Annotated in this window: 28 protein-coding genes; 17 read left to right on the top strand and 11 right to left on the bottom strand. The window is 32.6% G+C overall.

Going from position 1 to position 24,682, the window contains the following annotated elements; all coding sequences use genetic code 11:
• Positions 1–3: 3 nt before the first annotated feature.
• Positions 4–1,419 carry a TldD/PmbA family protein gene (locus tag WDZ98_RS06520; protein ID WP_368060038.1) on the bottom strand — a complete coding sequence of 472 codons (1,416 nt, stop codon included), beginning with the start codon at positions 1,417–1,419 and terminating at the stop codon, positions 4–6.
• A 250-nt stretch (positions 1,420–1,669) separates the two neighbouring features.
• Positions 1,670–3,523 (bottom strand): sensor histidine kinase, encoded by a 1,854-nt coding sequence (locus tag WDZ98_RS06515; protein ID WP_368060040.1) that lies wholly within the window; start codon positions 3,521–3,523, stop codon positions 1,670–1,672.
• An 85-nt stretch (positions 3,524–3,608) separates the two neighbouring features.
• Here WDZ98_RS06515 and WDZ98_RS06510 point away from each other — a divergent pair, with 85 nt between their 5' ends.
• The 3 genes from WDZ98_RS06510 to WDZ98_RS06500 are packed head-to-tail and all read left to right on the top strand — an operon-like array spanning position 3,609 to position 6,216.
• Positions 3,609–3,971: a hypothetical protein gene (locus WDZ98_RS06510; RefSeq protein ID WP_368060042.1), complete on the top strand. Its 363-nt coding sequence runs from the start codon at positions 3,609–3,611 to the stop codon at positions 3,969–3,971.
• Positions 3,972–4,004: 33 nt separating this feature from the next.
• Positions 4,005–4,367 (top strand): response regulator, encoded by a 363-nt coding sequence (locus WDZ98_RS06505; RefSeq protein WP_368060044.1) that lies wholly within the window; start codon positions 4,005–4,007, stop codon positions 4,365–4,367.
• 28 nt (positions 4,368–4,395) lie between these two features.
• Positions 4,396–6,216, top strand: coding sequence for a PINc/VapC family ATPase (locus tag WDZ98_RS06500; RefSeq protein WP_368060046.1), 1,821 nt, complete (start codon positions 4,396–4,398; stop codon positions 6,214–6,216).
• On the opposite strand, the gene WDZ98_RS06495 is transcribed toward WDZ98_RS06500, so the two are convergent.
• Positions 6,203–6,667, bottom strand: a complete 465-nt coding sequence (locus tag WDZ98_RS06495) for a metal-dependent transcriptional regulator (protein WP_368060048.1) — start codon at positions 6,665–6,667, stop codon at positions 6,203–6,205. The two genes, WDZ98_RS06500 and WDZ98_RS06495, sit on opposite strands and share 14 nt — an antisense overlap.
• 128 nt (positions 6,668–6,795) lie before the next feature.
• On the opposite strand from WDZ98_RS06495, the gene WDZ98_RS06490 reads away from it, so the two are divergent.
• The 9 genes from WDZ98_RS06490 (at position 6,796) to WDZ98_RS06450 (ending at position 13,961) form a co-directional block, all read left to right on the top strand.
• The gene (locus WDZ98_RS06490; protein ID WP_368060050.1) at positions 6,796–7,146 is read left to right on the top strand and encodes a hypothetical protein; all 351 of its coding nucleotides are present in this window, start codon (positions 6,796–6,798) and stop codon (positions 7,144–7,146) included.
• Positions 7,147–7,540: 394 nt separating this feature from the next.
• Positions 7,541–7,738 carry a hypothetical protein gene (locus tag WDZ98_RS06485; RefSeq protein WP_368060052.1) on the top strand — a complete coding sequence of 66 codons (198 nt, stop codon included), beginning with the start codon at positions 7,541–7,543 and terminating at the stop codon, positions 7,736–7,738.
• Positions 7,739–7,797: 59 nt separating this feature from the next.
• Positions 7,798–7,992 (top strand): hypothetical protein, encoded by a 195-nt coding sequence (locus WDZ98_RS06480; protein ID WP_368060054.1) that lies wholly within the window; start codon positions 7,798–7,800, stop codon positions 7,990–7,992.
• Between the two features lie 68 nt (positions 7,993–8,060).
• Positions 8,061–8,552 (top strand): DUF192 domain-containing protein, encoded by a 492-nt coding sequence (locus WDZ98_RS06475; protein ID WP_368060056.1) that lies wholly within the window; start codon positions 8,061–8,063, stop codon positions 8,550–8,552.
• 39 nt (positions 8,553–8,591) lie between these two features.
• Positions 8,592–9,221, top strand: a complete 630-nt coding sequence (locus tag WDZ98_RS06470) for a hypothetical protein (protein WP_368060058.1) — start codon at positions 8,592–8,594, stop codon at positions 9,219–9,221.
• A gap of 39 nt (positions 9,222–9,260) precedes the next feature.
• Positions 9,261–10,031 (top strand): sulfite exporter TauE/SafE family protein, encoded by a 771-nt coding sequence (locus tag WDZ98_RS06465; protein WP_368060060.1) that lies wholly within the window; start codon positions 9,261–9,263, stop codon positions 10,029–10,031.
• Positions 10,032–10,258: 227 nt separating this feature from the next.
• The gene (locus tag WDZ98_RS06460) at positions 10,259–11,404 is read left to right on the top strand and encodes a glycosyltransferase (protein ID WP_368060062.1); all 1,146 of its coding nucleotides are present in this window, start codon (positions 10,259–10,261) and stop codon (positions 11,402–11,404) included.
• 102 nt (positions 11,405–11,506) lie between these two features.
• On the top strand, positions 11,507–12,634 hold the full coding sequence (locus tag WDZ98_RS06455) for a tetratricopeptide repeat protein (RefSeq protein ID WP_368060064.1): 1,128 nt from the start codon (positions 11,507–11,509) through the stop codon (positions 12,632–12,634).
• A 46-nt stretch (positions 12,635–12,680) separates the two neighbouring features.
• Entirely contained in the window at positions 12,681–13,961 is a 1,281-nt protein-coding gene (locus WDZ98_RS06450; protein WP_368060066.1) for a hypothetical protein, read from the top strand.
• A gap of 125 nt (positions 13,962–14,086) precedes the next feature.
• On the opposite strand, the gene WDZ98_RS06445 is transcribed toward WDZ98_RS06450, so the two are convergent.
• Entirely contained in the window at positions 14,087–14,557 is a 471-nt protein-coding gene (locus WDZ98_RS06445) for a mechanosensitive ion channel domain-containing protein (RefSeq protein ID WP_368060068.1), read from the bottom strand.
• Between the two features lie 271 nt (positions 14,558–14,828).
• Between WDZ98_RS06445 and WDZ98_RS06440 the strand changes: the two genes are divergently transcribed.
• From WDZ98_RS06440 to WDZ98_RS06430, 3 genes are all read left to right on the top strand, one after another.
• Positions 14,829–15,440 carry a GNAT family N-acetyltransferase gene (locus tag WDZ98_RS06440; protein ID WP_368060156.1) on the top strand — a complete coding sequence of 204 codons (612 nt, stop codon included), beginning with the start codon at positions 14,829–14,831 and terminating at the stop codon, positions 15,438–15,440.
• Positions 15,437–16,237 carry an amidohydrolase family protein gene (locus WDZ98_RS06435; protein ID WP_368060070.1) on the top strand — a complete coding sequence of 267 codons (801 nt, stop codon included), beginning with the start codon at positions 15,437–15,439 and terminating at the stop codon, positions 16,235–16,237. The genes WDZ98_RS06440 and WDZ98_RS06435 overlap by 4 nt, the downstream gene beginning before the upstream one ends.
• Before the next feature lie 533 nt (positions 16,238–16,770).
• Positions 16,771–16,938, top strand: coding sequence for a hypothetical protein (locus tag WDZ98_RS06430; protein WP_368060072.1), 168 nt, complete (start codon positions 16,771–16,773; stop codon positions 16,936–16,938).
• 28 nt (positions 16,939–16,966) lie between these two features.
• Here the strand turns inward: WDZ98_RS06430 and WDZ98_RS06425 are convergent, their stop codons facing one another.
• Together WDZ98_RS06425 and WDZ98_RS06420 are read right to left on the bottom strand one after the other, a co-directional pair.
• The gene (locus WDZ98_RS06425) at positions 16,967–17,419 is read right to left on the bottom strand and encodes a hypothetical protein (protein ID WP_368060074.1); all 453 of its coding nucleotides are present in this window, start codon (positions 17,417–17,419) and stop codon (positions 16,967–16,969) included.
• A gap of 2 nt (positions 17,420–17,421) precedes the next feature.
• The gene (locus tag WDZ98_RS06420) at positions 17,422–19,191 is read right to left on the bottom strand and encodes an SDR family NAD(P)-dependent oxidoreductase (protein ID WP_368060076.1); all 1,770 of its coding nucleotides are present in this window, start codon (positions 19,189–19,191) and stop codon (positions 17,422–17,424) included.
• A gap of 96 nt (positions 19,192–19,287) precedes the next feature.
• Between WDZ98_RS06420 and WDZ98_RS06415 the strand changes: the two genes are divergently transcribed.
• Entirely contained in the window at positions 19,288–19,524 is a 237-nt protein-coding gene (locus tag WDZ98_RS06415; RefSeq protein WP_368060078.1) for a hypothetical protein, read from the top strand.
• A 2-nt stretch (positions 19,525–19,526) separates the two neighbouring features.
• Entirely contained in the window at positions 19,527–19,904 is a 378-nt protein-coding gene (locus WDZ98_RS06410) for a hypothetical protein (protein WP_368060080.1), read from the top strand.
• Here the strand turns inward: WDZ98_RS06410 and endA are convergent.
• From endA to fbp, 5 genes are all read right to left on the bottom strand, one after another.
• Positions 19,901–20,437 (bottom strand): tRNA-intron lyase, encoded by a 537-nt coding sequence (gene endA / locus WDZ98_RS06405; protein ID WP_368060082.1) that lies wholly within the window; start codon positions 20,435–20,437, stop codon positions 19,901–19,903. The two genes, WDZ98_RS06410 and endA, sit on opposite strands and share 4 nt — an antisense overlap.
• A gap of 87 nt (positions 20,438–20,524) precedes the next feature.
• Positions 20,525–21,178, bottom strand: coding sequence for a DUF47 domain-containing protein (locus tag WDZ98_RS06400; RefSeq protein ID WP_368060084.1), 654 nt, complete (start codon positions 21,176–21,178; stop codon positions 20,525–20,527).
• Between the two features lie 66 nt (positions 21,179–21,244).
• On the bottom strand, positions 21,245–23,011 hold the full coding sequence (locus WDZ98_RS06395) for an ATP-dependent DNA ligase (protein ID WP_368060086.1): 1,767 nt from the start codon (positions 23,009–23,011) through the stop codon (positions 21,245–21,247).
• A gap of 36 nt (positions 23,012–23,047) precedes the next feature.
• Positions 23,048–23,458, bottom strand: coding sequence for a hypothetical protein (locus WDZ98_RS06390; RefSeq protein WP_368060088.1), 411 nt, complete (start codon positions 23,456–23,458; stop codon positions 23,048–23,050).
• A gap of 62 nt (positions 23,459–23,520) precedes the next feature.
• On the bottom strand, positions 23,521–24,657 hold the full coding sequence (gene fbp / locus WDZ98_RS06385) for a fructose-1,6-bisphosphate aldolase/phosphatase (protein ID WP_368060090.1): 1,137 nt from the start codon (positions 24,655–24,657) through the stop codon (positions 23,521–23,523).
• Between the last annotated feature and the right edge of the window lie 25 nt (positions 24,658–24,682).

Raw genomic sequence — 24,682 nt, 5'->3', positions numbered from 1 at the left:
TTTCTAGTTTACGCTCTTTACAGTTGCAGTTCCTCTTATTGTTGGCCCTCCATTTCCCATAATCATTGATTGCATAGGATCTCCTTTTCCACAATTTGTTATTGGTCTTACAGTAAAATCATCTCCGCACGCATTAATTGATGCAAAGAATTCAGGGGCTGTTCCCATCACAATGACGTCTCTTAACAAATCTGTAATCTCACCATTTTCAATTTTTTGAGCGTATTGACATGATATGTTCCAATTATATCGCTTCATGTCTATTGATGGTATTTTCATATTTGACACTAGATATCCATGTTTGACTTCTTTTATCATTTCATCCACATTCCAATCTCCACTTTCAATACATGTGCATGCCATCCGAATCAATGGCATGAATCTATAATTTGTTGCTCTCATGTTTCCTGTAGGTGCTACATTGAATGTTTGTGCAGTTTCTCTACTTTGCATATGATTTTTTAAAATACCGTTTTCTACAAGAGTTGTTTTTCTAGTTTCAACTCCTTCATCATCAAAATAATACCATCCTAAGCTCTCTTCGATTGTTGGATCATCAAACACATTTAACATCTCTGAACCAATCTTCTCGCCGATTTTTCCTTTCCACCACGCGCCTCCTGCCCATGCCATCTCTTTTCCTAATACCCTATCTCCTTCTGATGGATGTCCTAGTATTTCATGTGTGAGCAATGACACAAAATCTGGATTCATGATGATTGTTGATTTTTCTTCTTTAACTGGTTTTGCATTTGTTAATTCTGCCGCCTTTGATGCAATTTCTTTTGCACTGCGAAAGATCTTTTCATCTGCAATGATTTGTTCTATTCCTCCTCTTCCTCCTTCTGTTATGTTTATTGATTGTGTTATTCCTGATCCATGAGATGTTGCAATCATCTCTACTATGGTGTCTGTGAAATTTTGTAAAATTTCTGAGCCTTCACTATTTACAAAATATTTTGAATTAACTGTGTACGATGGATTGACACTTGATTTGATAATTTTCTCAACTCCTGAAATGATTTTGTTGCATTCTAATCCAATTTTTATGATGTCTTCTAATTCCGGTTTTTTTAATACTGGGTAATGGATTTTATTTTTGTTTACTGTGTTAGGATAAAGACTGATGTTTTCATTTTTTCCATGGTGTTTAGTATTTCTAATTGAATTATCCATTGCATCTTTAATTTGATCAAACGATTGCGGGTTTGTAATAGAACAAAATCTCCATATATTGTCTTTTAATATTCTGATACCTATTCCCTTATCTTCGCCAGTTCTTACATGTTCTATTTGGTTGTTCTCCAAAAGTACGGATTCTCGTTTCAACTGTTCTGCTCTTACATCACAATACTGTATTTCTGATTTACTTGCATATTTTATTGCAATATCTGCAAAATCTTGTAATTTTGAATCCATGCACTGCTAATTTCTGAATGGTTCGTAAATCTTCTACTATTTAATGATTTGAGATTGCAGGCATGGTAAAGTAATATTCGTCCTCAAAGTTATAGTCTGTGGTACCTTTTTTACGTAAAAATTCAAAATATTTAATACAGTTTTTGTAAAATTCTCTATTTTTCTCATGTTCTTGTTCCATAATATTCGATCTAGAAATGCCCATTTTTTCAAGAGTGTGAGTGAATTTAGTTCTGAAAGTTTGTTTTCTTTAAGCAGAATTTAGCGGTGTTTTGCTCTTTGAGATTTCCTTTGGAATCGTGAATGAAAATGTGGCTCCTTGGTTTTGGACGCTCTCTACCCAAATTCGCCCATAGTGGTTGTTTATGATTCCTTTACAAATAGCAAGTCCTAAACCACTTCCTCCTTTTTCTCTTGTAAGTGTTGCATCGACTTGATAGAATTTTTTAAACAAGTTTGCCTGTTTATCTATTGCAATTCCAACTCCGTTGTCCTTTACACTAATTTTTATTTCAGTAGGTAGATCTTCTACGGTTATTTCGATCTTACCTGGATTTGGTTTGATTGCAATGATGCTGTTTTTCATCAAGTTTGTTATAACTTGACTTATTCTTTCTGGATCATGATTTATTATGACGTCTTTACTATTTGAAACAATTTCAATATTATTTGATTCAGCTTCTAGTTTTAATGCGTCAATTGATTTGATTATTGATTCGTTGATATTTTTATTTTCCGTCTTCATTCTTAATTGACCCAAATCTAATTTTTGTGCATCAAGTAAATCTGAAATAATTGCCAGTAATGTATCGGAACTTGATTTGATAATTCTTATTCTTTCCTTTTGTTTATCAGTTAGTTTGCCTAAATGTTCACTAAGTAAAATATCTGAATACCCTTGAATTGGAACTAGTGGTGTTTTTAATTCGTGAGTAATCATTGCCAAAAACTCATCTTTTGCAATGTCTGTTTTCTTTGCTTCTTCTTCTTTGATCGTATTTGACATTATGTTGAAGTTGTTTACTAGCTGTCCAACTTCATCTGTTCCTTCATATTCTATCTTTTCACCATATACTCCTTCTTTTACTTTTGATAAAGCTTGAGAGATTGATGTAAGTGGTGATAGTGATTGTCTGATTACTATTAGAACTAAAAAGAATACTATGATGTCTACTATCAGTATAATCTGTATGATTGTCTGTTCATTAGAGCTTTGGCTTGTAATAATTGCACTCCATTCTTGTAATATTATGTCAATATCTTCATAGAGTGATTCTTTAGAAATACTCATCTCTTGTTTCGCAATATTGAATTCTGGTGACAGTAGTGCTCTATCTTCTAAAATTGTTATCCTTGTCTGCATTGATTCCCATAGCGGATCTATTTTTCGTAATGCATTGGAATTTTCTCTTGGGATTGGGATTAACTCTTCATATTTTTCGCCAATACTTTCAACATCTAGATCTGATGTTGATATTTGAAGCAGTTTTCTGATTCCAATCTCAAAGCCCAATTTTTCTTCTTTTAGTTTTTCTTTAGCATCAGTTTCTTCTCCAATTGAAATCAACAAAATCTGTTGTCCTATTCCTTTGGAATATTCTAATAATTCACTAGCAATTTCTTTATGTCTATTGTAATCCCTATCTAGATTCTCAAATTCCCTATTCATTTCATCAGTGAGTAAGACTAATTCATTATTTTTTTGAAGAAGATAATTCATTGCTTTTGTAGCTTCTGGATCAAACACAGATGTAGTTTCCACATGTGTTACTTTATTTTTATAAACTTCCCATGATGTTGATAATTTTTCGTATTTTGGAACTAATGGTGTGGGAATTTCTTCTACCGTTTGCTCTCTAATTGTTCCACCAATTTTTATAGCGTCAATTATATTTTCAATTTCTAGAATTTGTTTATCCAAATTTTCTTTGTCTTCTATGTTGCCGTTTGCAATTGATATTGATAATGAAGCAATTGATTCTGCAGTTACTTTGACATCTCCAAGTCTTATAATTGAATATGATTGTGTGGTTTGTGAATTTGTATCTTGATAGAATAAGAACAAGTTTATTGCCGCAGCAATAATCAAAATTGTTACTAACATGTATGTCTTACTAATTAGCTTCACAATGAATTTCCCTTATCATAGGGTATAAAAATAATGGGTGTATCTTTCTAAACTATCTGATATGTCTGATGAATTTCTTAAAGTTGCAGCAAAGGAAATCAATGATGATTTGTCTGAATTGGAAAAAATCCTTACTCTATGTCATACTGATGCTGACATTCTCTCCAATATCGAGAAATTTCAAAAATACACACATAAAATTAAAGGTCTGGCACCAATGATGGGAAAAGAAGACCTTGGTGATTTAGCGTTTTCTCTTGACTCTATCTTTAAAAAAATCTCAATTGATTCTCCAGTTGAAAATATTTTTAATATTTTAAGTGATGTTATTCCAAATTTAAAATTTGTAATGCTTGAGCCTGATTATGATTTAACTATGCTTAAACAACAAATTTCCCATATTCAGAACATTCTAAATATATGAATATTTTTAACGCCCTAGTCATTCTGACTGATTATGGCTAGAGTTATGATTGCTGATGATTCTGATGCAATCCGACTTGTACTGAAGGATATTCTTGGAATTGGTGATCATGAAATAGTTGCAGAAGCCATTGATGGTGCAGAGGCAGTTGATGTTTACTGTAAAGAAAAACCTGAAATTTTATTGCTGGATTTAGCAATGCCAAAAAAAGATGGATTAACAGTTGTAAATGAAGTAATGCAATTTGATCCAAACGCCAAGATTATTCTAATCACAGCAAGTGATGATCAAAAAGTAATTCAACAATGTTTAGAACATGGTGCATCTTCATACATTTCAAAACCATTTGATTTCAATGGTGTCTTAAAAGCAATCACCGATATTTTAGCAAAGTAATTTAGGGTTAATTCAATTTGATTATACATTGTCAAAAATTGTGGCTGATACTAGCGTTATAATTAATGGTCAATTAGTATCTCAAATTGAATCAGGATCCATTAGAAATTTTGAGATTATTATCCCTCAAGCAGTATTTGATGAACTCCAATCGCAAGCATCAAAGAAAAAAGAACAAGGCTTTGTGGGGTTGGAGAAGATTAGAAAACTCAAATCCTTTTCTGGAAGCCATGGACTAAACGTGATTGTAGCTGGCTCTCATCCTTCTTCTGATGATATTAAACTTGCAAGTAGTGGTAGAATTGATTCATTGATTGTAGATATGGCAAAACAATATGATGCAATTCTTTACACTTCTGACCGTGTTCAATATCTGGTTGCTCAGGCTGAAGATGTTGAAACTGTATTTCTTAAATCTGAAATAAAACAGGATTCTTTAGAGTTTCTTAAATTTTTTGATTCTGACACCATGAGTGTTCATCTAAAAGAAAATCAACACCCTCTTGCAAAAAAAGGAAAACCTGGAGCGTTCTTGTTAACAAAACTTGATGATGACCTTTTATCTAAAGACTACTTGCAAATGATTGCATCTCAAATCTTAGATTCAGTAACAATGTCTGATTTGAACACACTGGAAATATCAAAAACTGGTGCATCGGTAGTTCAACATGGTGAATATAGAATTGCTATCACACATCCGCCATTTTCAGATTCTTTAGAAATTACTATAGTTCACCCAATTGTAAAATTGTCTCTTGATGATTATACTATTTCAGAAAAACTAATGGAGCGTTTTTCTGATAGTGCAGAAGGTATTGTGATTTCAGGTGCTCCTGGTTCTGGAAAAAGTACACTTGCATCTGGTCTTGCAAATTTTTATCATAACAAAGGAAAAATTGTTAAAACTTTTGAATCTCCACGTGATTTACAAGTTGATTCTGGTATTACACAATATAGTAAACTAGATGGAAGTTTTGATAACACTGCAGACATTTTATTACTTGTTAGGCCTGATTATACTATTTTTGATGAAGTACGAAGACGTGAAGACTTTAGAACCTTTGCTGATTTGAGATTAACTGGAGTTGGAATGGTTGGTGTAGTTCATGCAAATTCTCCATTAGATGCAATCCAACGTTTTATTGGTAAGATTGAACTTGGAATAATTCCCAATGTCTTAGATACTGTGGTATTTGTGAAAGATGGTAGTATTCAAAAAGTCTATGACTTGGAATTAAAAGTTAAAGTTCCAACAGGAATGACTGAATCTGATCTTGCAAGGCCTGTAATTGAAATCAGAAATTTTGATAATAATGAATTAGAACATGAAATATACACATTTGGGGAGGAAAATGTAATCGTACCTGTAGGTAAAACTGTTGATAAAGTTGGAATTCATAAACTTGCTGAAGATAAGATAAAGGAAACCTTCAAGCGATATGATTCTGGTGTACAAGTCGAAATCTTGTCTGATAATCGTGTCAAGGTGTTAGTTGATGAACAATACATACCATCAATTATTGGACGTGGTGGCTCTAACATTAATGAAATTGAAAAATATCTCAAAGTTCACATCGATGTCGTCCCAAGAACTTCTAATAATTTATCCATTTCTTCAAATGACATTCCATTTACTTTTACAGAAACAAAAACTGCGTTACTTTTTACTGTGAATCGAACTTACACTTCAATGCATGCAGATATTTATGTAAATGAAAAATTTGTCACTTCTGTTCGAATTGGGAAAAAAGGTCAGATCAAAATTCCACAACGTTCAGATGCTGCCAGATCAATTATGAATCTTTCCTCATCTCAAAACGATATCCAGATATTTCTTAAAGATTTTTAAAATTATCAATAATTTTTGGGTTTGCTTTAAGAAAAGTAATGAATTTTCTTAATTGTTTTATTGTTTTTGGATTCAGGTGATGTTCTATTCCTTCGGTGTCTTGGTTTGCAGTATCAAACCCTATTCCCAAAATCTCAAAAAATTCTAAAAGTATGCCGTGTTTTTGCCTGATGCCTTCTGCAATTTGTTTTCCTTTGTTTGTAAGATTAATGCCATGATATTTTTCATATTCTAAAAACTCTCCCTCATCTAATCTTTGAAGCATTTTAGTGACACTGGGTGCACTTACATGCATGTATCTTGAGATATCTAACGTTGTAGCATATCCTTTCAATTCTACTAGCTCTGAGATTATCTCCAAATAATCCTCCATTCTTGTACTGGATCGAGTTTTTTCTGATTGATGGGCTGCTTTGATTGAATCTAGTCTTTTAGAATCTCTAGTTTTCATATGCTCTTTGTTTTTAACTTAAACCTAGTATAATTGAGTTCTTTTCAGTTTAGCTCTTCTTTGTTGACTTGAATGTGATGGTAGTTGATCTTTGATTCTTAACTATTTTTTTTTAAATTGATGTTGGAATGATTGACCCCCTAAAGGAACGTCTAGACAAATTACGAAAATTCTCAGATTCTGCTAAACGTCGAGCAAACTTGTATTCCGAAGTCACTAACATTGATGACAAATCTACTGCTAGTTCTTTAGGTGTCCTTCAACGAGCTCCTGCACCTGGTAAAAAACTCCAAAAAATTGGATTTATCATGTTGTGGATACCTGAACCAACAATGGTTACTGCTGTCGTTGGGGCTCCTATGATTTTAGCAGGAAGGTACATGGATAAAAAATACAATGGTACCACAATTCATGATATTGGGCATCAGACAAAAGATGCAATTTCAACTATTGCTGACTTTAAGAATTCTGTGTTCTAGTTTATCTTAGTTTTTAAAAAATCTGTTTCTACAATTTGTTTCTACTGATTTAAATTTAGATAAATTCTGTAACTATGATTGACCAGAGTTGATAAACACCTTTGAGTTTGATGTTGTTATCATTTCTACTGCTTTGATTGACATATTTTCTTTTTTTGAAATATCTAGCATTTCGTTATGATGCTTTTCGTTTAGATGCTTCAGGAATTCTCTCTCTTCAATGTTATCACGTTTGAAATTACACGATGGGAATACGCAGTTAAAATTCAATAATGTCATAGGTTATCATTAACTAGTTACTAATTAGTTAGATTCTAAACTAGACGCTCAAATTCTAGTATGTAACATTTGAAACAGTCATAGTTTTAAGTTGTATTTTGTTATATGGTATGTCATGATGACAGATTCTTCAAAGATGCGAACCCCTGAACAAATATCAAAAAAGATGTTAAATGAAGAAAGAACAATTATTGATTTACAGTTGGCAATAAAAAAAGAACAATTCCAGCATTACCTAAAGTCAAGAACCAAATTTTATGAAGGATATGACAAAGTAGATACATCGTCCCATGACTGTTGGATGTTTACCTAAGGTTATTCTAAAATTTAAATTTCAATACGCTTAAAGTTTGTAATTCTTTTAGATACATTATGGATAATTCAGAGATAGTAAAACATGATCATCAGAGAAATAAATCTGAAATTGTAAAACTGGTCAAAGAAATGATTAGTTTAGATAAATGGGGTGATGAACGATACAAGGAAAAACTGCAAGAACTAGTTACCAAAGATGAAGAATTAATTAGAGAGGTTATTAGAAAAATAAAATTGGATAAAGACTTGTAATGAGAAAGAAATCTCTAAAAGATAATACACAAATTAGCGTATTTTAAAAGGAATTACAGAATACATTCATGACTACTAGGGCTCAAGCGTTAATCCCGATTACAATTGCAGCTGTAATAATTGGGGTTGTAGGATTAATGACGTTACCTCAAGATAGTAAACTAGAATCAGTTGAATTTCCTAGAGGTACAATTCTGATAGATGATATTCCACTTGAAGTGCAAATTGCAGACTCTGAACCCCGACGTGTTCGTGGATTAATGTTTCAAGATCAATTACCTCTTGATCAGGGAATGATTTTTGTCTTTGATGATCCTGGACTTTATTCTCTTTGGATGCTAAATATGCAATTCTCTTTAGACATGATTTGGTTTGATCAAGATGGAAATATTGTACACATTGAAAAAGATGTACCACCATGTAAAACTGTATTAGAACTCACAACTTGTCAGAGTGTTGTTCCAGATGGTGAGGCATCATATATTCTTGAAGTAACTGCTGGATTCATTGATCAAAATAATATCACTGCTGATTCCAAATTGACTATTATTTCAATATGATGTTACAAAAGCTTATCTTTGTATAAGAGATTGTAAATCATGAATAAGGTAATTGCAGTTCCTATTTTTGCAGGAATTGTAATAGTTATTTTTACATTATTATTGATGTCAAATAATGAATTATCTGAATCTGACTCTCAATTGGTTTATGAAACAGGGTTTACTTATTATGATATTGAAAAAATTCAAAATGCATTAGCAGAACAAAATATTTTTGTATCTTCTCCTACTGCTATTACAGATCATACTACAAGTCAGTATTGTGCTTATTTTGAAAAAGGCCTTCTAAGAAATGTAGAGTATTGTACAACAACTGCTGTATTGGATGTTGATGGTAACCCTCTTGGAAATATAAATATTGGAGGGAATACACAATCGCCTGTTTTAGCTATTGCTAATCTTGAAACTTTAACTTTGGAATCAAATCGTGATAATGTTCTAGTCGTGTTTGAGACTGTAATTGAAATTCTGGTATGTGATTGTTGGGATGAAAAATCTGGAGAATATGAATCCATTTCTGATTGGCTTGATACTACTCGTGCTTTTTACGCTGATTCTGGTAACCGTAATGTCAAATCCAAAATTGATAATCTGGAAGGATATGAAATATTTTTAGAAATCACGTCAAAGGATAACTCTGTTTTACAGACCTTAATTATTCTAAAGTAGTTTGATTATATAATAGAAAATTATTTGATTGGCATTACAATGATTGATCAGATATGGTTAATTCCATTGGGATTTGCAGCTGGAGTTCTAGGTTCTATGATCGGCCTTGGTGGCGGTGTAATCGTGGTTCCTGTATTGACCTTTTTAGGATTTCCTCCAACGGTTGCTGCAAGTAACAGTCTGTTTGCTGCATTAAGCAATGCTACTGCATCCACAATTTCTTATTCTAAACAAAAACGAATAGACTATTCTTTAGGGCTTAAACTTGGTTTACTTTCAATTCCTGGAACTGTTTTGGGTGCAGTTATGTCTACTGATGTTGCACCTGATATTTTTAAAATCTTATTTGGATTTGTATTGATTGCATCATCTGTGTACATATTTTTACGAAAAAAATTTGAGACCAAAGAAAAAATAATTTCAAAACAAATGATTGTATTTGTAATTGGTACAAGCTTTTTTGCAGGCATCGTTTCTTCTTTCTTTGGTATTGGAGGTGGAATTATCTTTGTACCATTAATGGTGGTGGGAATGGGGATGGCGATGAAAAAAGCTGCACCTACATCTCAAATGATTCTCTTATTTGCATCTTTGTCTGGTGTCGTAGTTCATAGTTTCTTGGGACATCCTGATCTTCTTCAATCCGGATTCTTGGCAATTGGTTCTTTTGTTGGAGGATTAGTTGGAGCTAGATTGTCCGTAGACATCAAGGAACGTTATTTACAAATTCTTGTTTCTGTGGTTATTCTAATTGCGGCCGCAAAAATGTTCTTTGACTCTTTGTCTGGAAATTATCTTTTAGGATTTTAGTCTCAAGAATTTTTTATGTATTTTTATACTAATTTTGTAATGTGTGTTGTTTCTAGGTCTTATGATCTAAGGGCGGAAGAGACTAGTCGGCTCTTCTGTATCTTTATTCGCTAAAACAATATTTTTCTTAAAATACGATCTTTGTTGGTATTTAAGAAGGACAAGTGGATAAAGGTAATTAAATTTCACCTTAAACATTTTAATCCAAAGTATTTTGAATAATTTTATTGCAATCTGCTGAAATATCTATTATTATACCCACATACAATGAATCCCAGAACATTTGTGGTATTTTAGAGTATATTCAAAAATCAATTCCTCATAATCTTCAAGCTGAAACTATAGTAGTGGATGATAATTCTCCAGATCATACAGCCAAGATTGCCGAAGACTATTTTCGTTCAATTAAAGAAAAGACCACTCATACAATCAGTGTAATTAAAAGAAAGGCAAAGACAGGATTGTCTTCAGCAATACTAAATGGGATACAACAGGCAACTGGCAACACCATTGTAGTGATGGATAGTGATTTTTCTCATCCTCCAAATATAATTCCAAAAATGATTGAGACACTAAAACAGACTAGATGTGATATTGTAATTGCATCAAGATATGTTAAAGGAGGAGCTATTCAGGGTTGGCCACTTAAGAGAAAACTGATGAGTAAGATTGCAACAGTTATTGCAAAGAAAGGTCTAGGGATTTCCTCAAAAGATCCGATGTCTGGATTTTTTGTGTTCAAGAAAAATATTATTTCAGGATTAAAATTTGACACAATAGGATACAAAATGCTTTTAGAGATTTTGGTAAAAACAAAAGGCGTTAAAATTCAAGAAGTACCATACACTTTTACAGACAGGCAATATGGTGACAGCAAGCTTGGAACATCTACTGTTTTAGAATATTGTAAATCTGTCTGGAAATTATACAAGTATGGAAGAAACGTAAGAAAGATAGAACAACGTACATCTGTTAGATTTTTTTCAAAAGCTGCCAGGTTTTTTACAGTTGGCGCATCTGGTTTGGGTGTAAATTTTCTTGCATCTATGCTGTTTTCTTTGAGTACTGACATGTGGTATATTCACGCAACTGTAATGGGAATTATGTTTTCAATTACAAGTAATTTCATTCTAAACAAATACTGGACTTTTGAGGATCGAGACTTTGATCCAAAAAGAACATTTGTGCAATATGGAAAGTTTGTAGGGTTTAGTTCCATTGGTGCACTAGTTCAGCTTGGAATGGTGTACTATCTGGTAGATGAAATAGGTCTAACGTACCCACTCTCACTTGTATTGGCAGTTGGTGTTGCAGCGTTTAGCAACTTTATACTAAATAAAAAATGGACGTTCAAAGAAAAGGTCTGGAGTTAGAATTTCTTCGAGTTTTGATATTTTGATGAAATTATATACATTTGGAAAATCCTCAAAAAAGATATCTCTTTATGGATATTTTAGAAATAACAAGTGAGTTTGATGGCTCTGATATATTTGATTTTATTAGTTTTGGTGGGAATTTTACTTCCAACAGTATATGCTCAAATCTCTGACGGACATGACATTTTAATGCAAAAGGCAAAAGATTTTCTCTATGCTAAACAATATGAAAACGCGATAACTGAATTAAATAAAATTTTAGAGGCAGATCCTGATAATGTTTATGCTTTAACTGAAAAAGGAAATATTCGTTTAATTCAGGGAAAATTCGTTAAGGCTTTTCAAAATTTTGAAAAATCTCTACAGTTTGAACCCAAAAATATTGTCGCATTAAATGGGAAAGGGATTTCTTTGCATAATCTTAACAGGTATGATGATTCATTAGATTCATTTGATTCTGTTTTGAAATTAGATAGCAGGAATACCGATGCACTAATTGGAAGTGGTAATGTTTTACTTAAACAACAACAATATGATGATGCCATTCTATTTTTTAATATTGTATTGGAAGAAAGCCCATCTAATATCGCAGCATTAATTTCTAAAGCATCCGCCTTGAGTTCAACCAACCAATATGATGATGCCCTTACTTTGTTTGATGCAGTAATTCAATTAGATTTGGATAATATTCAAGCTCTAACTGGAAAGGGACAAATATATTTAGAATTAGTTGAATATGATTTAGCTAGAGATATTTTTACAGATGTTATAGAAATTGATGAAAGCAATATCGCGGCACAATTAGGCTTAGCAAAAATACTTCTTAATGAAAATAAAAATATCAAATCCATGCAACTTTATGATAAAATATTGTCCCAAGATCCTGATAATATTGAAGGATTGATTGGAAAAGCAAATGTTTTAATAAATTTAGGACGCAATGATGAAGCTCTAGAGTTTTTTGATGAGGCCTTAGAAGTAGATCCTGATAATCTGGAAATTGCAAATAATATAGATGACATTTTGAGTTCCAAAGTGGATACTTCACTTGATTTAATACTATTAATCACAATCATAGGAAGTGTTACATCTGTCATTTCCTTTGTTATCGTGATGATAAAAATTAAAGAAAACACTAGATTAACACAAAAGATAATTATCGCAGAAGAGCAAATTGAAGACCTTGTTGATAAATTTATGAACAGAACCATAAAATCTGACAAATAATCTATTCTTTGAAAAACTTTTTAACTGTATTTAACACAATTACTCCATGAGTAAAATTATTTTTCTATTATTTTCTATCTCTTTGTTATTTCTTACAGTGATGATTTCTCCTGCAAGTGCAGATATTCTTCCGCCAAAAAAACAAATTGCTTTTGGAATATCTGCTGATGATGTAGTTTGTGAAACTGGAATGTTCAAAGTAACCAAAGCCAGCACAAATACAGTATCTTGCGTAAATGTTGATAGTGTGTCAAAGCTAGTATCTCTTGGTTGGGCTAAATCTATTGATCAAAGTAAATTAGATAGCGCAATGTCCAATCTGAATTTGTCTACTGGAACTATTAATCAATTAATTGTAACTCCAATATATTCCGATTTTGGTAAACAATCCCCTAAAGTATCTATTAGCAGCTATGACTATGTGTTTGATGTATGTGCTACCACTAAAACATTAGTATCTCCAACTATATTGATTCGCTCTGATAGTGAAACAAAACATATAGAATTGGCTGAAACAATCACTTCAAATTCTTGTGTATCTAGCGCTATTGTTATCAAAGCTGCAAACCCTAATTCTATTGTTGCAACATTACAGAGTAAGGGTGATGTTTCTCAACTGATTTTGTCGCTTTCTGAAAAAGTGGACTCTCTTAAAATGCAACTCCAAGATGCTAGAACATCATATGGAAAGGAAGCTACTGAAAAAAATATGGCCATAGGTGAGAAAATTATTGATTTAAGAAAACAACTCAATGATGCAAGAGAAGATCTTCACAGAATATACTTTACACTTTACACTCCTGAAAAATCAAAGTTTAGTCATGAAAAACTATCTCTTTCTGGAACTCCTATTGTAGGAAATTCTGTGACTAAACTATCTGTTAGTCCATCAATAATCTCTCCTAATTCATACAATGTATTTTTTGAAGCATGTGCAGGAAACAAACAAGTACGATTACCTGTGATTTCTATTACTTCTGATTTTGAAACTAATGATGTCAGATTAGGTGATAAAATAGCACCAAATACTTGTCAACTAAGCTCTGGAAAAATCACTGCGACTGATCCTGAAAGCATCACTGTAGAACCTGCAGGAAATGCTGAATCTTCTACCAGAGCTGGTGATCTTGAAGTAATAATCACTGATTTACAAAAACAATTAACATCTGAAAAAGATCTTTTAAAATCTCTAATTCATAATTCTAGCAGACCTGATAATTTCAATGAAAAAGTATCCTTGCATGTAGATAAAATCACTCAATTGAGAAATGATGTTATTTCTGCAAAAGCAGAACTAAGTAAACTACTCTATCTTACATACAAATAAAATCACAACTAATCATTACGTTGTCCCATGGTCATATTATGTACATCTTGATGAAAGAAGATGAATCCTCTGATCCTCAATAGTTTTTATAAATACTTTCTATATTTGAAATGCGATTTGGAATTTCAATGAGATCTTCTTTGTTTGTTGTACACTATCACAAAATCTTCTGCAAGTTTTTGACATGGAATGATGATTTTTCCTCCATCTTCAGTTAATGCAACAATTTTTGTTAGATGTATTTCTATAATGATCCCGTGAGTTTCATTAATTTTTATTGAATCACCAACATTGATATCTGGATTTAAAAAAACTCCAATTCCTGCTGCGATATTTTTTAATTGATGTTGTAACGCAATTCCCAATACCACCATCCCCACACCGATTGATGTGATCACCTCTAGTGCAATCTTAAACAATCCTAGAAATGATCCTAAAAAGGCAATTTCTGAAATTATTATTATTATGGTTATTAACCCTGTTAACTTTTGTGTTCCTGCAAGATTTTTCATTTTTTTGTTGATTATGTACCTGGTAGTGAACAACAGTATTGCTGAAATAATTATCGATACTAGTATTATGTAAAAACTATCCATCAAATATTCTCATGAATTATTTTAGCCCCTTCAATGTAAATTCATCTATTTTTGGATTAAAATTATATATTCACTGAGTTAAAATGACTGTCCAAATGTATTTCAGTGGAAGTTAACCACAAGATTACTGCGTTAAAAAATTATTTGTAGTTTTTAAGAAAAAATCTAAAGACATACATATTTCTTTTGATCAAGATCTTCTGAACACCTATAAATGAAAATGACCACCACCCAGACTCACACTCGTCATAGCCATGTTACAATACGTACAATGACTGAAGACGATATTCCAAAAATCGTTGAACTACAAAAAATTGCCTTTCCCGCAATGGCTGCAGAGGGAGTATATTGGAAACCTGATCAACTAAAAGTTCATCTACAAATTTTCCCTCAAGGTCAGTTTGTTGCAGAATACCATGGAAAGATAGTCGGCTCTTGTAGTAGCTTGATTGTAAAACTAAAATCTGAATATGCAGATCATACTTGGAAAGATGCCTGCGGTGATAGTTTTTTCAAAAATCATGATCCTCGTGGAGATTCTCTGTATGGAGCTGATGTATCATCCCACCCTGAGCATAGGAGATTAGGTGTAGCCACAAAACTATATGATGCACGAAAGACACTGGCAATAAATCTAAATTTACGTAGAATTATTGCAGGAGGACGATTGATCAATTACTGTGATCATGTAAAAGAATTTACTCCGTTAGAATATGTCCACAAAGTAAAACGTCATGAAATCAAAGAGCCTGTTTTGTCGTTTCAATTACGAAATGGCTTCAAATTTATCAAAATACTGTCTAATTATATGAAAGATCCTAGATCCCTAAACAATGCAACTTTTATTGAATGGAAAAATCCGAATTTTAGAGAAAAACAATGATCATTGATTGTCATGTACATGTGAATCAATATGAGCTTACAGAAAATATTCCTCTATTGGAAGATAGATTGGAGCTACTTCAAACTGAAATGACTAATAACAATGTTGACTATGCTGTAATTCTGTCCTCTTACAAAGTAAATTCTCAAAGACCTTCAACTGAACAAATAATCGAAGGCATTAAAAAATATGATAATTTAGGAATTGCAGCTGGATTTACAATAGATAATCATACTGATGAAGATCTTAAAAATTATAGACAGTGGATTAAAGATGGCAAGATCAAAGCTATGAAAATCTATTCTGGATATGAACACTACTATCCTTATGATTCACGATATCAAAAAGTCTATGACACATGTATTGAATTCGGAATACCTGTAATGTTTCATACTGGGGATACTTATTCTGAGAAAGGTAAATTACGATTTTCACGACCTCTTAATCTTGATGATGTTGCAGTAGATAATCCTGAATTAAAAATTGTAATGTGCCATTTAGGAAATCCTTGGATACAAGACGCTCAAGAAGTACTTTACAAAAACAAAAATGTTTATGCTGATGTATCTGGACTTGTTATAGGATCTTTTGATCACTTTTTTGAAAAAATGATGAAAGATAAAGTTGCAGAATTGATAAACTATGCTGGAGAACCGCGATATCTTCTATATGGCACTGATTGGCCAATTAGTACGATGAATTCATATCTTAATTTTGTAGCAAAACTTAACATCAAACAAGAATTTCGTGATAATTTTATGTACAAAAATGCAAAAAAATTGTTTAATATTTCCTGATCTAATTTCCCATTTTTGAGAAATTCTATATTCTTTTATTTTGTAGCTAATAATTCTGACAAATATGAAATTAGTTTGCACTCATTGTGGAAAATCATTTGAGGGAGACAACACAAAATTTTGTTCTCAGGGTTGCAGGGATTCTTATATTGTTGCAATAGACAAACGTACACGTGAAGCAAGTCATAATGATCCCGGTCACACTGAAAAATTAAGTCATTTATAATTACTTCAAATTCATAAGATTGTGAAATAAATAAAAAATGTAAATAAAAAATACGACTTCAAAAGATTATTTCTTTTTTGAAGCCTTTTTAGTTGTTGTTTTTTTAGCTGCTGCTTTTTTCTTTGCTGCCATGTTAATCGTGATATTTTCATTGCTTTTCTACAGGTAAAATTAAAAAAAATACACAAAATGAGTACTATTGAGACTACTTTTTTTATCCCATTTTTGCGATCAGTTTTCTTTTTTTTAGTTGGACCTTGTTTCAATAAGTTTTTAATTCGGTGTATCTTTTTGGGATTTGAATCTGATGAGCGCTTTTGATTCTGACAGCGATGGTTCTGTTGCCGATTATGCTGGCGAGGAACCAATAGAAAAGCGATTCTTGAACTTGTATCCTGAATATGATTATTCTATACAATCATCATCTAAAGAAAAAGATGTAAGAAAAAAGAAAAAAATGAAAACTATGTACTAGTATTGATTTAGAAATCCTTTAGTATTGATCATCTCGGCGGATCCTTCTTGATTCTGTAGATGTTTCTTTTTGAAATCACTATTGTTTCCTCGTTTTGATTGGACCCTTCGTAATCTATTACAATTTTCCCAAATTCCTCATCAATGTCTTCTTTTTGTGCAACTGTAAATTTTAATTTCAACACTTGATCTGTGTATAATGGTTTGAGAAATCTGGTATTCCTGTTTTCCCATTCAGAATCCCCATCTGTACCTAGAAAAACAATATGATTTCCATAAATTTGACTTAATCTTGTAAATTCTCCCTCCATTCTTGATAGAATGGCTCTGCCTGAGACTAGTTGTTCTTCTTCTTTTTGTTTATTTTCCAAAAATGCATTCTTGACTCTTGAGAATTTTAGATATTCTTCTAATTCTTTATCTGATATGCTGCACGTAGAATAAAATGAATCGCCTACTCTAAATTCTGAAAATTTTTTCATTATTATCTTGATTCATCAACACAAAAGACAATTTCTGCTGATGATCCGGCATTTTCTGATACTAGGAAATTAAATGCATCTGCAATTCTTTGATTATTTGGTTCTGAGCCTGTTATTGAACCTGGGAAAATAGTGAATATTCTGATTTTTGAATTTAGGACATCGCTTAGTTCTTGATTTACAGTAGTTGTAAAAGGTCTTAGTGCTCCTCTGAAAACTTCTACTTGTGCCCTTTGGGTACCTGTGACTTTTTTACCTGTTGGTAAATCCGGACCAATGATCATAATCGCTCCTTTAACATCTTTGTAAAGTCGTGGGTCTTTACTTCCACCTGGAACAAAATGTTCTAGTGTTCTTTGTGCGACTATTGCTGGAGTTGAAATGAATTTTTCAGTTAATGCTTCCCATACTGCCCTTGAAACTTCTGTTAATTTTGGTATGTCTGGAAGTTTTCCAGTTACATGAATCACACCTAAAATATCGCCTATGTTGGTTTTCGCCGTGTTTAGCCATCTTGCAACTTCTTCTGGATTTTTTATGTCTACTACGTGAGAATGGAATTTACTACTAATGTATTCTTGTAGTTCTGATGATGTTGTCTGTGATATGAAACAAGCTACTTTTCCTCCATTCTTTTCCACATGTTGTGCCAAAAACTCGACTCTTTCTGCGTCTGCTTTGTCAGTTGCATCAACTGTAAAGACAACTGTTTTTCCTGTAAAGTCTGGTTGGTGTACTCCTGGTGTTGTAGTTCCAATATGTGGTTTAACTGGATAAAATACTCTATCCCCAGGAATCACTTTGCCGTTGATTATCTTTGCAATCTCATCATCACATAAATTAAGAACAGTTTCTGCAACTTGTCCTTGTGATAGAAATTCTTTATTGGCAATCATATGAGATGTATTGTTTTGAACTTTTTCTGCAATAGTTTGAATTTTGTTTAGTAGATTGGTAAATATCTCTGTAATTTTTGAAACCTCTTTTCCATTTGCAAGTTTTGTTGCAGCTGCAGTAATTCCATTTTTAATTATATTTTCATCTTCACCTAACAGTGGGAGTAATTCCTTATTTGCTTCATCTACTTCAATTGGAGTCAAACCTTCAAATCCACTTACTCGCATAAACTCTGCTGCAGCTTTTGGATATACTGTTTTGTAAATTCTATCTGAATGAACTGGACCTGGATTTGTTGCAATAGATATGATTCCTTTATCTGTTAATTCCCATGACATTAATTCTGCCAATCTGTTTTTTGCACCTTGTGATGCAGTATATGGACTTCTAAATCTGTACGGTCTTTGTTCTAATGGTTTTTCCTCTGTGAAAAATGTGGAAATAGTGATAATCTTTCCACCCTCTTTCATTACTTTTAGTGCCTGAACAGAGCCCCAGAATGTACCTGTTAGATGAATTCCAATTGTACTTTTGAATTCATCCATCGGTGCATTTGCAAAACACGTAACAGGTCCTGAGACTCCTGCATTATTAATTATGTAATCTATTGTTGTATTTTCATTTTTTAGTGTATCAAACATGTTGTTCAATGCTGCTTCATCTGCAACATCCACTCCTGCAAAAATTCTAACTGAAGCATTTGTACCTTGTGGGATTTTTCCTTCAAGTTCTTTTGCTGCTTCTTCTAGTGGCTCTTTTCTTCTTCCAAGTATTATGACACTAGCTCCTTCTTCGATGAATTTTGTAGCAATGGCTTTACCTATTCCTGTACCGCTACCTGTAACTAGGGCAATTTTGTTTTGAAATTTTAGCATTAGATGGCATCTCAAAACTTTTGTGATATTTAATTCGATTGATTTCTAGAGTGTTTCCTTGATATCTTTATTTGTGGGTATGATTCATGATTTTTAATGCATGATACAGAGCCGGATACATTTGTTTATCAATCATGGCCTGAAAAATTTTCTGGAATGCTAAAGGAGATCGGTATTGATTCTGAATCTAAAGAAATTGGAACTGATGAAATTGAAAAAGATGATTACTATAGCCGATATTTTGCTCAAACACCTAGAATGGTAACTAACAAGGGATGTATTGATATCAAGAATTCTAACATTGATGCGGTACAAATTATTCAAAAGGGATAATCATGCAAGATCCTAATCCACTTCCTTGGGGCGCGTTAGATAGATTTCAAGCTCAATTCATTGTTAGAAAGACTGTTGGTACTGGATTTGCAAACTATGTTGCTAAAACTATACTTTCAACTAAAGGTCATTTTGCTTCTAAAACTATCACTAAGGTGGAATGGAGTGGTTCTGGAAGTTTAGCTTCAAAACTAAATGCAGATCATGAATTAAATGAAATGATTGCAAAACAGTCTATCAAAGATGCTACTATCTACATTGAACCAACTAACGTAGCCGTTAGAATTCGAAGTAAATGGGACAATCATATTGCTTTTGGAATCACAAAAGACCTTTTTGAAATCTATGATCGAATAGCTGGTCATATCAAATCTATCTAAGCTTTCCACCAATCTAACGCAAGAAAATCTACTTTATCTTTACCTTTTGGTATTGCCAAGATGAATTGTTTTCTAACTGTAGTTGCAAGTCTTCCTGCAAGAACTATTCCTGTTGATGAAATTGATTCATTTCTTGTATATACTTGAATTAAAAATGGTGCATGATCAATTCCTGGACCTTTTTCATACACTGCAAAATCACATCCAAATTTGATTCCTGGATTGATGATGTATCCTTTATCTCTGAAATTTTTGTACACTAGATATTTTTTTTCAAATTCATGAACTTCTTTTTTACAGATTTCAGTTAGTTGTTCTACCGTTATTTTTTGTTTTGAGTTACTAATTGTTATTTTCTTATTTTCTAAAAGATACAACCCCTCAATAAGATCTAAAATTAGTGGCGCATCTATTTCTTCAATTTTTGGTTTTGGTATTCCTATTGGTTTTCCATAATATCCATCACTGAAAAGCTTACGTGAATCTTCAATATTCCATACAATAATTCTATTTTCAATTAATTCGCTTTTCATTATTTCTGTAATTTATTATCTGTATATGAATTCTCTATTACAGATTTTTTTAAATTTAAAAATAAGTAAAAGTGGTGAGTATTTTGTTTATAGGCTCAATGCTAGCAATATGAAAGAGTCTGACACTTTTTGACATTTATCTGACATTTCTTCAATACCTTCTATCACGTCTTTGATCAACAATAATTCTTTAGTGTTTGTTACTTCGTTTAGAAGTTTAATTGTAGTCTCTCTATACTTGACGTCAATTTCTCTTTCAATTGTTTGTGTTTCTTGAGCTAACTCGATGGCGTTAACAGTGTTTGTGTTAAGACTTCGAATGATTTCATTTAGTTTGTAAACTTCGTCTACTACTAGTTCAATCAATTTGGTGATGTCTTTATCCAGTCCTGCACTTTTTAGTGTTGTAATCTTTACGTTTGCAAGTTTGAATGAAATGCCTGTGATGTATCCTGCTATTTCATCCATTGTATAAGCTGTGTTTAGAAGATTTTCTCTGTTCATGATTAATCCTCCAACATCTGCAACTTCACGTGTGATCTTTCGTCTTAGATTTTCAACCTCTTCTTCAATGGTTGAAATTTGTTCTAGAGTATTTTTGATTCCTGCTTTGTCTTTTTTCATCATCATTTCTGGTAATGTTGCAAGTTCTCTGGATGCATTTAGTATTCTATTGATTTCGTCTTGTAAAACTGCTATAGCCTTTCTTTTTGCTTGAACTTCAAGCTCTCCGCTATACATAACAAAAACCAAAAATGCTCTAGGTAATTTAAATCCTCTATGATTTTTGATATTTTCTAAGCCTGATTATATCCGATTTTTGTCATGTGCTACTTTTTTCTGTCCTTTGTATAATGTGATGATTTCTTCATTTGTGGATGCGTCTTCAGGTAATTTTTCTAATCTTATCTTCCCTGTGAATTTTGGAAATCTCAAAGCGAGACCTGTATCTTTACGTATCACGTCTTTTGCTGCTTTGTGAATTGGGCTAAGTGTGATTTCTGATGCTACTACTTCAATTACTAATTCTGGTTCAAACCACACATCTGCTTCCATTTCACTAATGATGCGGGGATTTTTTTTGATTGTAACTTTTGAATTTAGTATTTGATATAATTGATCTAAATCTTCATCTGAAAAGCCTGTACCGACTTTGCAAATACTTGTAAACGCATCCTCATCTTCTTCATATGTTGCTAGTAACAATGTTCCATAGTTCCCAGTCCTTCGTCCTTTTCCAAAAAATCCTCCTATGACTACGAGATCTAAACTATCTCCTAACTCATTTCTGTATTCGCGTTTTAGTTTTAACCAGTGACTTCCTCTGGATCCTGCTTGGTATGGCTTGTCGAGCATTTTTAACATCAATCCTTCGCTTCCTGCATTGATGCTATTTTCCATAAATTCTTCTATCTCGTTTTTATTTTTTACCAAATTCATTGGAATGTATTTAGCAAAATCGTCTTCGTTGACATTTTTTTCTAACATTTCTCTTCGTTCCTTGTAGCTTAATTCCAAACAGCTTTTTCCATTGCAATATAATATATCAAAAAAATTTACTGTTATTGGATATTGAGTCATTGCTTTTTCTATTTTGTATTTTCTTCTTCTATGCATTAATTCTTGAAATGGTAAAAACTCTCCAGAGTTTTCATTGATTGCAACTGCCTCTGCTTCTAGTATTATGTTATCTGCTTGAATTGCTTTTGGGATTTTTTCTATAATGTCTGGATAATAACTTGAAATATTCTCTAAACTTCTAGAAAACAATACTACTTTTTCTCCTTCTATGTGAAGTTGAACACGTTCCCCGTCTAGTTTGTATTCTGCAGCAAATTCATTACCCATCCTTTCAATTGCATCTTCTTCGCTTTTTACTCTGTCTGCTAACATTGGTCTGATTGGATTAAACAAAACAATTTCAAATTTTTCTACTCCTTCCAAACCTTTTGTTGCAATTGTTTCTGCAACCTTGCCTAAATCACTAGATACATTGTATGCATGTTGTAAAATTTTTCTATTTTCTTTATTTCCTGAAAATGTTATTGCAAGTGCATCCATTACAGTATTTTCTGCTATACCTAATCTCAAAGTTCCAAGTAAAATCTTCAAAATGAAACTTGCCTCTATTGGTGTTGCATCATTTAACAAACTTGATATGTATTTCATTTTCATATCTTGAGATCGTGAACCACCTAAATTTGCAATTTTAAATAATGTCTCATAAACTCGCTCCACTGTGATATCTTCTACCAGAAATGTTGTCTGTGTTTTCTGTTCTAATATTATTGAAGCTGCATGTCCTAAATCTCCTCCTTTTCTATACTCTTCTTCAATTTTTTTAATCGGAATTCCTGAAGATTTTGAAATTGCTCTTATTGCAAGTTTTTCTGCTACTCCTAATTCTATTCCTTCAAAGTCCGGTCTCAATTTTCCTTGTATTAGATATACAATTTTAGAAATCACATCTTGTGGGGTTTTTTCAAATAATTCTACTAAAAATTGTGTTAACTCTAATCTCTTACTTGTGGATTCCATTTTGTTAAATGCACCAGCTAATGTAGAGAATTCCATTTTACTTCTTTAAGTAATCTTGAATAAAAGTCTGAATTAGATGTATCTGAAGATTGTTGGTTTGTCTGCTTTTGGAATGTCTGAAACTAGTGCAAAATTGCAAAATGGATATGCTTCTTTGTATTGTTTCATAAAACTCCATGCTACATCATGTGTTTTGAATTCTGTTCTTAATCCATCAATATGGCTCTTTTTCCCAAACACATCGAATACTACTACTGAATAATTTTTAGGACGATTGTGGGGCTTTGCTTTTATCAACCATGCAAGTGCAAAAATAAACACTGCTCCTAAAATTACATATTCACTAGCAACTTTGAAAAATGCTAGAATGATTCCTGGTATTGTTTGCCCAAATAACACTGCCACAAAACTTGAAAATGATATCACTGCTAGCGCTGTTAAAATGTACGTTTTCCAGTCAAAAATCATTTGAAAAGCATTCATGACGTAATATTGATACGGTCTTTTTTGATTTAACCATTGCTATGATTCTTTGAAAGTAGTACTTAATCTGGATCTTCGTAATTTTCTTTCTTTTTACCACTGGGTATATTTTCTTCCATTGGCTTCATCTTACTCTCAAGTATGTCCATTCTTGCTCTGTATCCTTCAGCATATTCTAATTCTGATGGTACTAGTGTTGCTGGATGAATGAATCCCTGACTCCTAATTGCCATTGCTTTCTTTGTTGCGTTTTCTCTAATGTAATCCCAATCAGGTGTAGAGAATCCATCAAATGGACCTGTCAATTTTCCATTATGCATACTAAACACTAATGCTTCTACAATTGGAATGCAAAAGTTAATCGTAGCTGCTGAATTTAGTTTTACAGGCATTAATGGCATATTGTGACTACCACGTGTGTTTCCTGCAACATAATGCGGATTGTTAAATACACTGCCTACTTCTTCTGTTGCTGGAAAATTCTTTTGTGTTCTAACTATACAGATTGGATCATCTTTTCCAACATATGTTCCTGCAATGTTGTGTAGTCTGTCAGTTGATGCATCTAAAATTGGTTCTCCATCTTTAGTGTAAACTGAATCTACCACATATCTTCCAGGATACATCAATGCAGCTTCGATAGTTGGTTTATCTTCCCATAGATGCAGTTCTGCTATCTGAGCTTTTTCAACATCCATGATATTCATAACCACTCCAGATGCAAGACTTTTGTTTACAATTAGTCCTGTATTGCTTAGTGCATCTACAAACATTCTGTAAATTGGATAGTTGAATGCACCTGGCTCTGTTTTATCTGCTGCAAATACTGTGAAAGCTTCATTTGGCCTTTCTTCAAATTCCATCTCTGCTACTCCTGGACCCATTCCTTTTACATTACCTGAGAAAGAATCTTTTAGCAAATCTTGCCCTGCTCCATACAGTCCCTCTTCTTTTGCTACTTTAGTTCCTGCCATGAATGCATCCCATGCTAATTTGTGAATTTTTTGATTATCCACTCCATGAGTATGTGTCATGACGATGTGAGTATCATCTCCACAATATCCTATGTAATGATCAATTAGTAAATCTGATGAATTTTTGACGGTGTTTCTAATTGCTTCAATTAGTCCATCACTTGGTTTTGTATGTCCGCCGACTCCCCCGACATCGGCTTTGATAACTGAAACTGTAATTTTCATAAACTTTGTTTTTATCTCTTTGATT

Origin of the sequence: Candidatus Nitrosopumilus sp. (assembly GCF_040878665.1) — an archaeon.
Classification (GTDB): domain Archaea; phylum Thermoproteota; class Nitrososphaeria; order Nitrososphaerales; family Nitrosopumilaceae; genus Nitrosopumilus.
The sequence above is the reverse complement of the archived record's forward strand: the minus strand, read 5'-3'. Positions and strand labels throughout refer to the sequence as shown.